Here is a 16,094-nt window from a genome sequence, read left to right on the forward strand (position 1 = left end):
ATGGCTAAATTTAGTCGAACTTGGTGGGGCGATCGCTTTATTCAAGCACTAGAAGCTTTTACAGATGATAACCGACTCAAAAGAGGACGGTCTTATGCTAGCGGTGGTAAAGTCAAAAGCTTTGAGATTGACTTAAATAAAATTACTGCCAAAGTCAGAGGCTCAGTTAATCCCTATTTTGGAGTCTACAAAGAACCAACTTATAATATAGAGATTCAGATTACACCTATTGCTAAAACCCGTTGGAATGAAGCTATCCAAAAGCTTTCTTCTAAAGCCAGTATCATTTCTCGATTGCTTCTAAATGAAGTCCCGGAAAATATTGAAGATACTTTCTCTCATTTGGGACTACATTTATTGCCCCATAGTAGTAAGGATTTCAAAACTAAATGCTCTTGCCCAGATTATGCTAATCCCTGTAAGCACATTGCTGGAGTTTACTATTTAGTGGCTTCTCAATTAGATAATAATCCCTGGTTGTTATTTGAATTACGGGGATTATCGAAAGCAGAACTTCAAGCCAAATTAGCTGATTCTCCTTTGGGAAAAGCTCTATCTGAGGAATTGAATACTAAGGAAATTCCTTTAGAACTTTCTAATTCGCTGTACACTAAGCTAGAAAAACAATCTCTTAACCAAATGCCAAATGCCAGAGAATTTTGGTTAGGTACAAAACGATTACCACAAACTATTGAAGTGGCGACTCCAGGTAGTATCTGTGCAATTTTGATTAAGAAACAAGGGGATTTTCCTGATTTCTGGCACAATGATGCTTCCTTTATTGAAACAATGGAAGAACTGTATCAGCGAGTCAAAACCAAAAATCATCAGTTCTGATTTCAGCGCTGATAACGACATCGTAAAGTAATTTCTTTTTAGATATTAATTGCCGTTATAATTTTTTACCTTGAAAAAGCATACGCACATATTTTATGCCTTGAAAAACTCCACTTCTGAAGACGTATTTAATAATGGATTTATTTGACCAGCATCTTGCAAAAATAACTGAAGAATCAGCACCCCTAGCGGCTCGGATGCGTCCACGGACACTTGATGAATTTATTGGTCAAGAGCATATTATCGGGCAAGGAAGGCTACTGCGGCGTGCTATTAGTTTGGATCAACTGTCTTCCTTAATCTTTTCTGGGCCACCAGGGACTGGCAAAACTACTTTAGCCCGTGTTATTGCCAACAGCACCTGCGCTCACTTCATTGCTATCAATGCCGTACTTTCGGGAGTTAAAGAAATTCGAGCGGCAATTGAAAAAGCCCAACAACAGCGCAAGTTCCATAATCAACGAACTATTCTTTTTGTCGATGAAGTCCATCGTTTTAACAAGTCTCAGCAAGATGCTCTATTGCCTTGGGTAGAGAATGGTACAATCATTCTCATTGGTGCTACCACCGAAAATCCTTTTTTTGAAGTCAATAAGGCACTCGTAAGCCGTTCGCGGATTTTTCAACTTCAGCAATTAACTGATGAAGATTTATACAAAATTATTGAGCAAACACTCTTCGATTCTGAACGCGGTTATGGCAAGTTAACAGTACAAATTGACACAGATGCTTTAGCTCATCTAATTAATGTTGCCAATGGTGATGCTCGTTCATTATTGAATGCTTTGCAACTAGCTGTAGAAACTACACCCCCCGATACTACAGGTGTTATTCATATTCCCCTAGCAGTGGCAGAAGAATCAATTCAACAACGTGCTGTTTTATACGACAAAGAAGGGGATGCCCATTTTGATACCATCAGTGCTTTTATTAAGAGCTTACGAGGTTCTGACCCAGATGCAGCACTCTATTGGCTAGCCAAAATGGTTTATGCCGGTGAAGACCCGCGCTTCATCTTCCGTCGGATGTTAATTCTTGCCAGTGAAGATATCGGATTGGCTGACCCACAAGCAGTTGTCGTTACAAATGCTTGTGCTGAAGCTTTTGACCGCGTGGGAATGCCGGAAGGACGTTATCATTTGGCGCAAGCAGTACTTTATTTAGCGACTGCACCAAAATCTAATAGCATTATGGGCTTTTTTGATGCTTTAGCCGCAGTAGAAAATGAAAATGTTGCAGAAGTCCCCGCTCACCTTAAAGATGCCAATCGGGATAAAAAAGGCTTTGGGCATGGGGCTGGTTATCTCTATCCTCACGCTTATCGAGATCATTGGGTAGAACAGCAGTATTTACCCAAGAGCTTGCAAGGCCAATTGTTTTATCAACCATCAATCCAAGGTTATGAACACCAAATCGCAACACAAGTGGCGCGTCGTCGAGAAGCTCAACTTGCCGCAATAGTAGAAGGTATTGGTGTTGCACCAATGGAAGTCATGACTTATGGAACTGTTGACCGAGCAGATGAGCGCTGGTTGCAACGCACACTTTCTCAAGTCAGTACACAATTAGCATCTGTGCGCGATCGCATTTTCAATTTTGCTCAATTACAACGTCATCACTTAGTATTGGATCTAAATACCGCCACTGGTTTACTTACTTGGGAAGCAATCCGGCAAGTTCCTGAAGGTGGGGTTTATGCCTGTGTTCGCAATCGCTCTGATGCCAATGCTTTAAATGAACTTGCTGCGGCACTTCCTGAAACAATGCGACCAATAGTTTTTACTGCATCTGTTGCACAGATACCTGCTATGCTGGCATCTCTTGCACCAAATGTACAGTTTGACTCTATTATTGGGCGCAATGTACTAGCCTCGGAACTAGACAAGGGACTTGCTGCTCAAATTTTAGCTCAATTGCTCCCGCACTCAGTCAAGCTTATTTTAGCTGAGACAGTACCTCGTCATACCCAAAGGTTTTACCGCTTACTGCCCAGCCAAAATTTAGATGCCCAATTGTATAAGCGATTAGTTTTAGCGGAAGAAGCTATTTATACAGATGTCTCTGACCCCATGCTTAACTGGGACGCTGATGATTTGCGTCACGCTTTTGCCTCAAATGGACACTGCGTACAAGTAGTTCTTCAGCAGTATTTGACACCTATGCACATCTCTGATAATTTTATCAAGCGTTTATTTACTGCTAATCCTAATCGACCAAGTTATGCAGATCGTCTAGCTGCTAATTTGACAAGTGAGGAAATAAATATTATTAAAAATTTATTTGTTCGTTACTTACTCAACCAATCCGTTAATTGGTCAAGCACTGTGGCATTTTTAAATATTAGCGCATGAACATAATAGGCTATCAAATCACAGTCATTTATAATTATGATTTTCACTCCTGCAATTACTCGGAAGTACGTCTTGATCAAGACGGAGAACTGAAGCTTAGGTAATATTTTTTCTTGCCTTCGCTTTATTTGTAGATGAGTATGAACTGTTCAAAAGGATTTTAGAGAATTATGCCAATTAAAAAACACATTAATCTGAATCTTGGAAGTTTTCTTAATACCGCAGATAAAAAGATAGTTGTCAATTTAGCTAGTGAAGATATTTTAACTTTAATCACGCAAGAGTTAAAAACTCGTTACTCTCCAGAAACTCAAAAACAAGCCCTTGAAGGAAGTTCTCAGCTATTACCTGATTTTGTATTACAAGAATTATTAAAGCGCCAAGACCAGGTAGTAAACGTTAACCCCGATACCTTGATAGTGGTTAACTGTCAAATAGCAGAGGTAGAGGTCGATGACTTGGGATTTGATTTAAATGTCGAAGCATATTTTGTAATTAGAGATGCTAATGGTCAAAATCATTTTCGCGCTAATAGGATCGGACTTTGGTCAAATATATGGGGTGATGAAGAACGGCTTTTCGATTTAGAAGATGAACTAGGTGAGCAATTCTGGACAAATTATCAAATCCAATTGCTTTTTGATGAAAAAAATCAGCAAACAATCGAGCTAGAAATATCACTTACAGATGACTATGAAGCAAGATTACAATTTTACCCTTCTTTTCAAAAGTTTTTACCATCCATAGTTCCCTTTACGGATAATGACTTTTAAAATCCGCGATTAAACCAGAATACGCCTAGCAATTATGGCAGTCCAAGATGTGTCTTTTTTCGCATTCCCTAAGTAAGGCGACAGTTCTATTTTAAACTTTAAACTTACATACGTGTTTCATGCCTCGAAAAACTACAGTTCCATCGCAATCAATTAAAGTAACTCCGCTAGCTCTGTCTCAATTACATATCCGCTTAGAGTTTCTAGAAAAACAACATCAATCACTACTCAAACAGATCAAGAAAAAGCGCACAGAACTGAAGAACTTTGTCGAACAGATGCGTTCTTTTGGTGCGGAATTTCTTACTAAAGCTACTCCACTATTCCAAAGAATGGCTGAGTTAGATCGGGAAATTCATACTCTGTTTGATGAAATTTTTACTACTAGAAAGCTTGGTAAACAAACCCTCAAAAAGATAGAAGCAGTTTACTGGAATCTACAAGTGGCAGGAGTCATCAGTGTAAACCCCAATAGTAGACATTTAGATATAGAGTTAGACAAACCGTTTGATAATGAAGATGAAAATACAACTAGAGATTTTTCAGAGGAAACTACTTCAAAACACTATCAAAATTGGCAATCACAACAGCCTATAGAATCTCCCTCCGTAGCTAGAACAGATGAGCAAAGAAAAATTCGTCAAACATTTCTGAAGTTGGCTGAAATCTTTCACCCTGACAAAGCTAGAGACAGCGAAACACAGAAATATCATACAGAAATCATGAAAGAAATCAATAAAGCTTACCAAGACGGGGATTTAGCAAGACTTCTTGAAATTGAGCGAAGTCAACAAGCTGGAGAAATTATTGATAACAATAGCGAAGATGATTTAACTCGTCGATGCCGAACTCTAGAACAACAAAATCAAATTCTCCTCACTCAATACGAAAAGTTAAAGCAGGAACTGCGTTTGACAAAAAATACTCCCGAAGGAACGATGGTTGCTGATTCTCGAAAAGCTGCTAAAAAAGGTATTGACGCTATGACTGATATGGTAGAAACAATTGACAATCAAATTAACGTCGTTTCTGAGATTCGGGATTTTGTTAAAGGCTTTAAAGAAAAGAAAATCACTATTCAAGAATTTCTTGATGGCCCAGTTTCTTTGCGCTCCACGGACGAGTCAATTATGGAAGATATTCTTGAGCAAATGTTGTCCGAGTTAATGAGATAGTAGTTTAATTATTATTGAATAATATTTGAAAATCCTAACGTAACAGGATTATTCAAAAACTCCTGCTCTTTCAATAATAAACCATTCATGATATAAAACTGCTAAAAAAAATTCCTCTCCCTTCAAGCGATCGCATACCGCCATAAATCCAGAGAAAAAAGGATCATCTTCATAGGTAGTATCAGACAGAAAAACAGTTACAGAGTTGTTATCTATACTCCAGATACACCGAATTATGGTGATATTAGGATGATGTGATTTATCTACAGGTAATAATATCGGGCATCCTTGAACTGACAAAAAGTCTGGCTGTTCATATCTGAGAACTGATTCCCAATCCTCTGCCCCTTCATGTTTCTCAATAATCCTATCCCATCTAACTGCCTTAATTTTTTCTAGGCTTTCTGCTGATAAGTCTGATAATTTCATAGCTTGTATCTCATGAAGTCTGTTTTAATAGCTAATATACATAAATCAGATTATCATCTCTTTATTCTAGTGGATTGCAGAGATATTTAGTATATGCGATACTGAGCTTTAGTAAAAATCTTAACCTGAAAATAGAATGATTCTTATGAAAGTTAAAGATAAATATTATGATTGACCACGACCGCCTTTTCAAAGAATTATTATCTACGTTTTTTATTGATTTTCTTGATTTGTTTCTACCTCAAGTAGCCAGCCAAATAGATCGTAATTCCATCCAGCTTTTACCCCAAGAAGTATTTAATGATGTCACTTCTGGCGAAAAGAAGGAAATTGATTTACTGGCGCAGGTGCGTTATCAACAGCAAGATACTTGTTTTCTAATTCATGTTGAAAACCAGTCTTACACTGAAACAGCCTTTGCAAAGCGGATGTTTAAATATTTTGCGCGCCTACATGAAAAGTATGATTTACCGATTTACCCAGTTGTAATTTTTTCTTTTGATGAACCCAAACGCGCCGAACCCCAAAATTATCGCGTCACCTTTGGAGATTTAAAAGTGCTGGAATTTCAGTTTGTAGCAATCCAGTTGAATCGTTTAAGTTGGCGCGATTTTCTCACGCAGCCAAATCCGGTGGCGGCAGCATTAATGTCAAAGATGAATATTTCCAAGCAAGAACGTCCACAGGTGAAGGCGGAATGTTTGCGGCTGCTGGCGACCTTAAAATTAGACCCAGCAAGGATGCAACTAATTTCTGGGTTCGTTGATACGTATTTGAGGCTCGACGATACTGAGAAACAGGTCTTTCAAGCGGCAATCAGTACAATGGGATTAGATGAACAGGAGGAAATTATGGAGATTGTTACAAGTTGGCAACAGGAAGGCGCTCAAAAAACAAGAGAAGAGATTGCATTAAATTTACTCAAAAGAGGAATGATTGTGCAAGAAATCTCACAAGTCACGGGTTTAAGTCTTGAACAAGTTCAGCAGTTACAAGCTCTTCTTTCTCAAGAAAATTAATGTCAGTTGTACAGATGGGTGAACAAGAAAATGAGTGCGATTACCCTGACAGCGAATCGCACCCAAAATCTTATTCAAACCACAACAGAATTAACAGACTTTTTATAGGAAAAACCCCAGTAAGGGCAAAAGCGAATTTTAACAGACTTAATCGGTTCATTACAGCACAAAGTTACTCTTCCTCATCCTCATAATCTGCATAGTCTTGACCGTGTTTTTCGTACCACAAACGTTCTTGCTCTTGAGCCGCCTCTCGCTGTATCCTTTTCCGTTCTGCCATCTCTGCTTCTAGGCGTTCTTGCGCTAATTTCTCCTTCTCAATTCTTTCTTTCAAAAGCCTTTTCCGCTCTTGGGTTTCTTGCTCTACCCTCTCCCTCTCAAGTCTGATTAATCGCTGCTCGATTCGCCAACAGTAAAAATCTAATGCTTTACCCGTCGCGGCTCCAACTGCACCACCGACTAAAAAGATCAGTCCAGTTTTCCAGCCTTGAATAGGGCCACCACTCCACTCTAAACTTTTTTGATTCAGCCACACCAACACAGAGAAGACAAAAATTCCAAACACTGAGTTGATAAGCGCAAAAATCCTGGGTGTTATCTCAGTCTGTCGCAGTATTAGCCACTGTCCCAGCCAAAGTATTGCACCAAAAATCACCGCAGCGATCGCACTCATGACAACATGATCTGGATATCTGAACGGATCTAGTGCCATGTTAATGATCAATGGCGTAAATATCAGCGCACAGAGCAAAAAGCCAATTAATAAGCCAACAACGCTTATCAGGCTCCAGTAGCGACCGAGATAACCAAGGCGGAATTCCAATATCCACTCTTGTACTGGCAGCATCGTGATGTAAAACGCGATTCCTGCACTGACTTAAATCTTGCATTGGCAGTTGTTTTACCTTTGTAATCGAGCATATTTGGCATAGTAGGGTATCCGCCGAGAGGTCTATGTGCAAAATCGGACACGTCGTAAAGTTTGGTAAAGTTTATTATCAAAAACCTTAATTTACCGTTGTTTCAGCCTCGACCTCAACTTGACCATTCAAATGAAAACATTCCCTAAAAGGGTTATTTATGGGCAAGTTTTAAGGACAAAAAGGGGTGGAAGCTCCCTCTGAAAAATCACCACTCAACGCCGACGATCGCTACCCTCGACATATCTACCTTGCCTTTATCTGTAAGCATTTATCATAAGACTAGCTATTTGACAAGATATTTGTTATACTTATTTACATGAACAATGATTTCGACTTCAAATCTCCTGAGCTATTTGGTTCTGTTGTTTTCAGACCTGATTTTAATAGCTTTAAGACTATCAATGCTTCCCAAGCTTGGTCTTTATTCTTTACAGGTGGTAGAGAAGACAAAAAACTAGATTCTAACCCTCGAATAGGTCTTTTGTTTACTAGTATTTTGCTAGGTCTTAGTGTTTCTGGGTTCGCCAGCGCACTGATTACCCGGACAATATTTCCTGTTTAAGTGCTTGACTAGTAGCTAATACGAAGTATAACTCAGAACCACCAACTTCTTGGTGGTTCAAATTTTTAGTATGTCTTCACTAATATCTGAGTAACGCCATAGTTTCGGCTAACCTACAAATCTTTTAAAGTCTGACTAGCCTTGAGGATATCAGGACAAATATTCATCTAAAATTTGGCAATTTAATCTAGGAGAATTCATGTTAGACTTTAACACCTTGACGGTATTCTCAAGCACTTACTGCATTGGTATTTGTGCTTTTTTAATCCCAGCCAACCTAATTGCTACCTCGTTAACAATAGGTTTGACATTATTGTGTCGTCCAGCTATTGAGATTTGGCGAAGTGCTGCAATTGCCAGTACCTTTGCTTTATTAATCATACTGCACGTATTTGCTTGGTTCATGATTGGAGTTGTCATGGCTCCCACATACATTTTATTGGGACTAGGAAGCATCTGTCTGGGAGCAAATTTCGGAGCAATTCTCCTATACAAACGCTTTGCAAATGCTTATGTAGCGATGAAAGTTGAATTTTCCTAAGCTCCATATTCCAAGCTCCTGAATTTATTCATGGGGTTATTAATTACGGATTACGTAAAGCCTGCGGCATAGCTTTGCTTAGAGCGTAGCGGGGCGCAGCCCATTAGTAATTACGAATTGGAGCAAAGCAACTTGGCTCCTGGCTGCTGAATTCTTCAAATCTATCTTTGTAAGTCTACTTGTTGTATTTGAGATTTAGCTAATATTTTATCAATTTGAGTATTAACATCTTCAAAAGTCTGTAATATCTGTGGAGTTAGTTTATTAGTCTGTACCTGACCAGATTGCAAGTTTAAAATTACCTCCCCATTTTTCTGCGAAATAGTTAAATCTCTCTGCTGGGTATTGAAAGCCAAGTCATAAATTCTCCCTTGGACTTTAGTACCATTTTCATCAGATTTACCCCAGGCCATGCCAATCTTTTGAGCAATTTGAGTGAGCCGACTGATGGCTTCAAGTTCAAATTTATCTTTATTCATTACTGTCAATGCTTCGGCTGATAATTGCTCACCAGCTTTAAACCCATAAGCCACTTCTACAATGCGTTTTTTGTAATTTTCCGACTTCCCTAACTTATCTGCGGCATTATACCAATTTCTCAAGTCATCAATAGTAACTGTCGGAGGCTTCTCTACACCTAGAGGTTCTGTTTTTGTACTATTACTAATGTCTGTTGTAGAAGGAGTAGTGGAGAGTAATAGAGTTGATTGGTTAGGTGGGGATTGTGCTGTTTGTTCTGGTGGTTTCAAAAACTGTGGTCGTGTGGCGAGGGAATTAACTCTTTGTTGATACTCAAGAGTAGATTCAATCACAGCCCCAAATTTCTTGGACATGCTCTCTAAAGTTTTGGCAGGGATGGAGCTATCAACCAAGTTAAATACAGCTAGACCTTTTTTAGTTTCCCTGATAACATCTTCTATTGGTACTTGCTCCCATTCAACTTTTTGAGCAGTTAACCATTTTGTCACAGTATCAGCTTTCTGGTTGTCAACAGCCAAGCCCATGACTCCAAGTTTTTTGTTTGATTCTGTCGAAAATAAGAAAGTAGGACGCTCTTTAATATGATGTAGAATTTTCGCACTACTCTCAATCATCTCTTGTTGTTGAGGATTAACTGATTGAGTCCCAAAAGCCTGAAATTCCTTCGTCCAAATAGTAGGATATTCAACGGTATTAGGGTCAATTTGAGCGCAAATCACAGAGAAATTACTTTGAATAATAGCGGGGGCTGGGGTAAGTTTTCCGGTTTTGAGCAATCCAAGTTGTCTGAGCGCGTCTTTGTCTTTTTTGAAGTGCAATACTCCCAAGGGTTCACCATTCAAAAATACAGCATCTCTAGTTTTATAAGCTGAGGTTTCGATAGTCAGTTTTCGGTAATCTTGATCATTGAATGTCTGACCACAAAAATCATAAAAGTTAATTTTATTAATTTTGAGAAGATTCCCATTGGGAGATTCACCCAGAACAAAAGCTTGATCTCCAGTTTCGGAGATAGAAGTAAGTTTTAACTTTAGAGGATTACCATTTTTCAGGTAATCAATTTGTTTTAACTGTTGGACAGAATCACTGTCTAACTCCCCCAGAGTTTTGCCATCAAGTTTGATTTTCACTGTTTTGTCAGTCACCGGCACAGTGCCAAATTCTAAGTTAACCGGTTCAGCATTAAAAACAAGTCCTGCATAAGAGAAGTTCTTGAGTTCACGGATAGTAATTTCAACTGGCTCGTTTCCTGGCAGTCCAATGGTTGCTTTGGCAGTGGCAGGTTCTACCCCAACCATACTTGCTTGTGCTTTCGTTCCAATGGGAAGCTGTGCGGTTCTGGTTTCAAGCATGGCGAATTCCTTATATTCGCCGTTACTATCCTGTACAAACATTAGCCTGGAAACATGGCGCTCATGCCCAACTGGGTGGTGAGAAGCTCTAATTTCTATCGGGTGCAACTCATCCTTGTTCCAGTCTCGACCCAAAAATTGATTCGCTTCATTATTTAATGTGACTAACTTCGGCTCAGTGAATTGCAATTTATCCAGGCGAGAGATAATCTCATTGGGGAAAGCAGCGAAGGCGAAATTGGAAACTTTTTTAGCGATCGCTTGGGGGTTTGCGTTTTCTTTTCTTGCAACTTCGAGTTCATTCTGGCGGGATGCACAGATGTTCCAAGCGGCGGCGGCGGATGCAAGTTTTTCTGACTCTGGGATCGAGGCATAAAATGCTTCTGCCGTCTCTTGTGCCTTGTCGAAAAGTAATTTAGTTTGGCTTCTAGTAAGTTCTGGTTTTAGTTCTAGGAGTTTAGTTCCCTGCATGGTCATCCCCGCCTTGAGGTTGTGGTCAGTCACAGATTGTTGGCTAACTGTCCCCAGGTTGCGGTAAGCGGGTTTTCCATCTTTCCCAACCTCGCCGTTTATCTGTGCAACTACTAATAATCGGTGAGGGCGTTCAAAACTTCTGAATTTCTCCAAAATTTCATCTAAGCGAATGTTCAACGTCTGGGCTTTCCAGATTAAGGGGTGTCCGTAGCGGGTGAGGTTGGTAATTTCCAGTTTCGCCCCCTGTGGAGTTTGCACTATTGCAGATGGCCCTTTCTCAGTTTCACGCCGTTGGGATATCCGAACCGCAGCGTTGAATTTCCGATCAAACTCGTACTTGGCGGCGATCGCTGTAAATTTCTGCTGTGGTGTAAATTCTACTCCTTTGAATAAGTCTTTAAACTGGACTATGGGACGCGATTCTAACTGTGATTCTTGGAAATATTTATTGGTTTGGCTAATTAATAATTCTACTGGTGAGTAACCTTTTGGTGTTATCCCTGTGCTTAAATAAACTGACGAAGATTTCTTATCTTTAATATAATTAACATCACGATACAAGTAGCGGCTGTTCTCCCTGATTAAATTCATCTCAGGTTTTTTAGCACTTTTGAATAAATCAACCGCTATTTGGTTTTGATAGCACCCCTCACCAATCATTTCTCGGTACATCAAGCGGTTAACATCCATCGCCTGCTGAATAATATCTGGCGTTCTGTTAGGATTCTTTGCTAAAGCTACAACAGATTGCATGAAAGGTTTGTACTCTGCTCTAATTGGTTTGGGCTTCTCGCCATGTTCCTGTTCAAATAAACTTTGATAGTGCTTAGATACTTGGTCTAAATAAGTTGACTCTTGTTCTAAGTTACCGTAAGTTTTAAGTACCTCAATTTCCGATTCTAATGCCTCCAGTGCTGTCACTTGATTGTTGATTATGCCCACGCTAATGCTATCGCTCATGTGGATAGCTATTTCTTCAAATGGAGGCTGGCTTCCATCGCTGGGATCATAAAATGACTGTTTTTTGAGCTTAACTGTCGGAGCATAAGCATTCTGGGGTTGGTTTCTGTACTCGGCTTCGGCTGTTAAGTTAGGGTATTTACTAGCTAGTGCTACACCAATGCAGTCACCATCAAAATCTCGTGCTTGGCGTTCTGATTCGGTTTCTGCTGGGTCAACTTCGCCAACATCAACCCCTTGTGTTTCTAACTCTGTAATTCTGGCTTGTATGCGCTTGTGGTCTTCGTCATTGACTACAATTATGCCTTCTAAAACCTTCCCATCTGGCCCGATTTGATCTTCAACGTGCTTGTTGGTAGACACACACAATCCATTAGAATTCAGAAAAGGAGAGCGAAAGTTAAGAACTTTTTCTCCAAGCTTCAGCCAAGGGGCACAGATTTCACCATTTTTGAGTTCCTTGGAGGGAATAATCATCCCTCGGTCAAAAGTGAGCGTTTTCCCAATAGCAATATCTCGCCACTCACTTTGTACAAAACGACTTAGCTCCTGCTTTACCTTCTCTGTTTCTAAAAGCTGTTGATGACCAAGTAAATCAGCTTTAATGAGTTTGTACATGAACAAGTCATCTTTGCCGAGATCATCATCCAATTCCTGATCTGCATCTAAGTCATCATTTGTCCCTAAGTTTTTAACATCTGTTTCTTGATTGATAATGTCTGATGTTTTTAATTTATTTTGGATTAATGATTCTTTACGTTTTTCGTATCTTTCACAATAATAAGTAGCAACTCTTCTTGGGTCATCTTCAATAGAGGCTAATCTTTGAGCTTGTACCTCTAGCTCTTCGGCAAAATCTTTAATTCCTTGGGGGAAAGATGCCAGCAGTTGGGAGATAGACATCTGTCCTTGTTGAGATTGCCCTTTTTCAGCTAACCAAATATTTTGCTGATATAATCCTGGCTTAATCTGCGGTTTAGTGGCCCCTTCGGGTCTATCCTTGTCTGCTCCCTTAAAACTGCTTACGGGGAGAATTATGTCTATTTCTGGTTTGTTATTTGGATCTGCATATTTGATTTCGTCTAACCTGTATGGTCGCAATGTTCCTTTGCCAAAACGGTATTTAGTAGTATCCTCTCCAACTCCATCCACCCAACCAAATCGATGCTGAATTACACGATAGCTTTTATCTGCAAGGGATTCTCTTAAGGTTACTTTGTCATAAAGTTGTGTTGAAATCTGCCCATAACAGTCACCAACTAATTTATATGCCAAATCATTCGATAATATCCCTCCATTTTCACCAGCCTTTTCAGTAGAATCATCTACTACCAAAATGTTTAGCTTTTCGTGAATTGCATTTTTACAAGCCCCAAGGAAGATTGAACCATAAGCCCCACGGTCTTTACTATCTGGACAAATTTTTTGAATCGTTTCTAAACATTCTTTATCTCCATAAAGTAAACGAGTCTTAGAAGACAGTAATAAAATCTGTCCATCTGGATGATTCTTTAATTCTTCGGCTGTGCTGTATTCATCTGAGTGTCCAAACGAGAATTCTTTGCCAGGAAAGTAAAATTCTAATAAGGTATTACTAAGCTTTTCAGTTAAAATTGATTGAGAGTTACTTTTGTTATCCTCTGTATAGATCCACTGATTTAAACGAGGATCGAAATGCTTCAATTCCAGAGTCATAAATGTTAAGTAAATTGATTAAATTTCATCAATTTCTGAGGAGATTTATATGTCAAGGATTAAGCGTTGGATAAATATGCATAAGAAAGAGTTTTATCCAGATGGCAGCTTGAAAAATGAAGCTCGACAAGAAATGTTATCTGTGGGAATGAGTAACGAGGCAATTGATGATTATGCCTCTAGGCTAAAAGCAAGATACGACGAATGGAAACACCTGGACGAGACTGATCCAGAACCGTGGCCAATCTACACAGCCTACGATTTCTTTACTGAACAAGAGAAAAGGGAATTTAACCCTGATGGTTCTCTCAGACCTGAATATGTAGAATATGCTCAGAAAATTGGTATCAGTGAAAGTGCCCTGGAACAACTTGAGTGGCGTAAGAAAATGGAAGTCGAGAATTATGATGCTGTGTCTGCTGATTACGCAGAACAAGGTATTAACTTTGGTGAGCAGAAAATGAATGCTCGGATTGAAGACAGCAGAACTTACGTTCAACGCCGCCGCCAAATGGAACAGGACTTGCAGAACTTCGAGCCGGAAGATAGCTTGCCTTTTGATAAAAACACCTCCTATTAGAGTAGGTGAAGTTACGCTATAAGACCGTTTTTATCCATCAAATACAGTGATTTTACCTGAATATGTGAAAGAAGAAAGAAAGCGATCGCCTCACCTTGGGTATGAAAGTAAATATTCATAAAGCTGCCTTTTTACTTCGTTAACTTGAAATATTTTAGAGATTGCTGATGGAGTATCATAGTCAGTAATTGCAGTGCGATCAAGAAATATACTGCACTGCGATTATGTTTATTTGTGATGTTTTTTACCGTGTGGTGGGGTGTTTTTTGATAATTGTTTGCCCTGAGATAATTCCGACGAAGAATTATTAGATATTGATGAAATAGCTATTTTATACATGGCAAAATAGCAAGAAATAGCGACTAGGGAGATTAAGGTAGCCTGACCAATTATTTTCCACGAGTTGGAAGTCAGTTGAGACTGAACTCGCTTAAAGAAAACAGATTCTAACTTTTGGTGAGTCGTGCAATTTTTCAAGTACTCTAAAACTTGCAGACATTCAGATATGTCCTCGCCTTTGTAGACTTTTTGACACAGCAGAATTTCTAAGCGTTCAATGCGACGTTCTGGAGTTGATAAATTGATATCGTCCCAATCATCCCAAAGTTTAATTTCTTTTAGTTCGTTCATAACTTCATCCCTCTATCAAACTATTGATGCTGTTCCGAATGGCACGCTTGTTAAGCGTTAACGCTTGGTATTACTGGTTTTGGGGTGTAGGGAATTACGAACAACTTGGTTTTGTCTAGCGCACTAAAATTCAATTTTTATTAACACTACACCCAACACCCTGCCCTGACGATATTTCACATGAGTCTTCGTGCCATTCGATGCTGTTCCAAAGATAGGGAAAACCAAAACAGACAGTTTCTCTTTCCCCAAAACTTAATTACTTGCGTCGTTTAGGTTTACTCTTATTGCGCTCATACTCAGCAATAATATCCTTGGTCTGTTGTGGAAGAATCACACTTTTATTGTTAAATCGCATTTGGTATACCAGATAACAGGGACTTTTGGGATCAGGACAGGAAAGATTTGTTGGCAGATTAATGATTGTTACTCCTGCAAAAGTCGCAGAAGCTAACATGGCAGAGCCAAAAAAGAAAATACCAGAGCGGCCAGAACCGACCCAACCACCGAGCCAAAAAACAAGTCCTTTGAACTGTTCAAAGCGTTTTTGACGAAGTTTTTGACGTTCTAGTTGTGCTTCGTTCCATGCCTGTATTTTTTCCAGCTTGTGGGCAGCTAATTTATTGGCTTTAGCATCGGAGGCTTTTTCGACTTGAATATCAATAGTGCGTTCTTTGGCTGCAATTTCTTGTTTTAATCGGTATTCGTTCCATTCTCTAATGCGTTGGGCGACAGCATCGGCGTGGGCGAAGAAGATGGTAAGGGTGTCGTCTCCCAAGTCACTCCAGATAACTGTAGCCTCTGCTGCTTTTTTTCGGCGATTCTCGCCATGATTCTTTCTTCTAATTGAGCGAAGAGGTTATTTTCAGAATCGCTCTGTTGTAATTTCAGTGCAACATTTTTAAGGTAAAGTGATTGAACTAACTCTGGGGCTTCTTCAGCCTGAGCAGCAGTAATTTTATCAATCAAGCTAGATAAATCTTCTCTTGCCGCTACAGCTTTTTCACTAACATTCTCAATCACTGCATCTAATTTTAATTGTTGAGAATTTTCGCTTTTACCTAGAGTTGTTAAGCTGGCTGCAACTTCTTCAAAGGATTTGTTTTGCTCTTTTATTGATTTGTAGGTTTCAAGAAAGCGTTCGCACTCATCTGGGCTATACTCATCTTGCTCAGATAGTCCGCAGACTTGGAGAATTATTAAAGCCTGAGAAAGTGCGATTTTATAGCCTCTTTCACGAGCAATAACTAGTAATTCAGTGATATCTAATGGTAATTGGGCTTTCTTCCCTTGTTTTTTTCCCCCATTCTTCG

The 16,094-nt window shown here is 39.4% G+C and carries 14 protein-coding genes; 8 read left to right on the top strand and 6 right to left on the bottom strand.

Features of this window, described 5'->3' with window-relative positions:
• The 4 genes from A4S05_RS35850 to A4S05_RS35865 all read left to right on the top strand — a co-directional run bounded on the left by A4S05_RS35850 (position 1) and on the right by A4S05_RS35865 (position 5,136).
• Positions 1–837, top strand: coding sequence for an SWIM zinc finger family protein (locus A4S05_RS35850; RefSeq protein WP_069074515.1), 837 nt, complete (start codon positions 1–3; stop codon positions 835–837).
• Between the two features lie 134 nt (positions 838–971).
• On the top strand, positions 972–3,188 hold the full coding sequence (locus tag A4S05_RS35855) for an AAA family ATPase (RefSeq protein ID WP_069074516.1): 2,217 nt from the start codon (positions 972–974) through the stop codon (positions 3,186–3,188).
• Positions 3,189–3,358: 170 nt separating this feature from the next.
• On the top strand, positions 3,359–3,961 hold the full coding sequence (locus tag A4S05_RS43970; RefSeq protein ID WP_256091383.1) for a hypothetical protein: 603 nt from the start codon (positions 3,359–3,361) through the stop codon (positions 3,959–3,961).
• Positions 3,962–4,080: 119 nt separating this feature from the next.
• The gene (locus A4S05_RS35865; protein WP_069074517.1) at positions 4,081–5,136 is read left to right on the top strand and encodes a J domain-containing protein; all 1,056 of its coding nucleotides are present in this window, start codon (positions 4,081–4,083) and stop codon (positions 5,134–5,136) included.
• A gap of 48 nt (positions 5,137–5,184) precedes the next feature.
• Here A4S05_RS35865 and A4S05_RS35870 read toward each other — a convergent pair whose 3' ends face one another.
• Positions 5,185–5,565, bottom strand: a complete 381-nt coding sequence (locus tag A4S05_RS35870; RefSeq protein WP_069074518.1) for a hypothetical protein — start codon at positions 5,563–5,565, stop codon at positions 5,185–5,187.
• A gap of 167 nt (positions 5,566–5,732) precedes the next feature.
• Between A4S05_RS35870 and A4S05_RS35875 the strand changes: the two genes are divergently transcribed.
• Positions 5,733–6,584, top strand: coding sequence for an Rpn family recombination-promoting nuclease/putative transposase (locus tag A4S05_RS35875; RefSeq protein WP_069074519.1), 852 nt, complete (start codon positions 5,733–5,735; stop codon positions 6,582–6,584).
• 172 nt (positions 6,585–6,756) lie between these two features.
• Here the strand turns inward: A4S05_RS35875 and A4S05_RS35880 are convergent, their stop codons facing one another.
• Positions 6,757–7,431, bottom strand: coding sequence for a hypothetical protein (locus A4S05_RS35880; RefSeq protein WP_069074520.1), 675 nt, complete (start codon positions 7,429–7,431; stop codon positions 6,757–6,759).
• Positions 7,432–7,823: 392 nt separating this feature from the next.
• On the opposite strand from A4S05_RS35880, the gene A4S05_RS35885 reads away from it, so the two are divergent.
• Together A4S05_RS35885 and A4S05_RS35890 are read left to right on the top strand one after the other, a co-directional pair.
• Positions 7,824–8,069 carry a hypothetical protein gene (locus A4S05_RS35885; protein WP_069074521.1) on the top strand — a complete coding sequence of 82 codons (246 nt, stop codon included), beginning with the start codon at positions 7,824–7,826 and terminating at the stop codon, positions 8,067–8,069.
• 199 nt (positions 8,070–8,268) lie between these two features.
• Entirely contained in the window at positions 8,269–8,610 is a 342-nt protein-coding gene (locus A4S05_RS35890; RefSeq protein WP_069074522.1) for a hypothetical protein, read from the top strand.
• A 161-nt stretch (positions 8,611–8,771) separates the two neighbouring features.
• Here the strand turns inward: A4S05_RS35890 and A4S05_RS35895 are convergent, their stop codons facing one another.
• Complete coding sequence (locus A4S05_RS35895) at positions 8,772–13,571, bottom strand: hypothetical protein (RefSeq protein WP_069074523.1); 4,800 nt, start codon at positions 13,569–13,571, stop codon at positions 8,772–8,774.
• Positions 13,572–13,620: 49 nt separating this feature from the next.
• On the opposite strand from A4S05_RS35895, the gene A4S05_RS35900 reads away from it, so the two are divergent.
• The gene (locus tag A4S05_RS35900) at positions 13,621–14,151 is read left to right on the top strand and encodes a hypothetical protein (protein ID WP_069074524.1); all 531 of its coding nucleotides are present in this window, start codon (positions 13,621–13,623) and stop codon (positions 14,149–14,151) included.
• Between the two features lie 228 nt (positions 14,152–14,379).
• On the opposite strand, the gene A4S05_RS35905 is transcribed toward A4S05_RS35900, so the two are convergent.
• The 3 genes from A4S05_RS35905 to A4S05_RS35915 form a co-directional block, all read right to left on the bottom strand.
• Positions 14,380–14,781, bottom strand: a complete 402-nt coding sequence (locus A4S05_RS35905; RefSeq protein WP_069074525.1) for a hypothetical protein — start codon at positions 14,779–14,781, stop codon at positions 14,380–14,382.
• A 259-nt stretch (positions 14,782–15,040) separates the two neighbouring features.
• A complete protein-coding gene (locus A4S05_RS35910; protein ID WP_069074526.1) occupies positions 15,041–15,559 on the bottom strand; it encodes a hypothetical protein in 519 nt (172 codons plus the stop codon).
• Positions 15,475–16,094 (bottom strand): hypothetical protein (locus tag A4S05_RS35915; protein ID WP_069074527.1); only part of this gene is annotated, 620 nt, incomplete at its 5' end. The genes A4S05_RS35915 and A4S05_RS35910, both read right to left, overlap by 85 nt.

The sequence above is a fragment of the Nostoc sp. KVJ20 genome (assembly GCF_001712795.1).
Lineage (GTDB): Bacteria > Cyanobacteriota > Cyanobacteriia > Cyanobacteriales > Nostocaceae > Nostoc.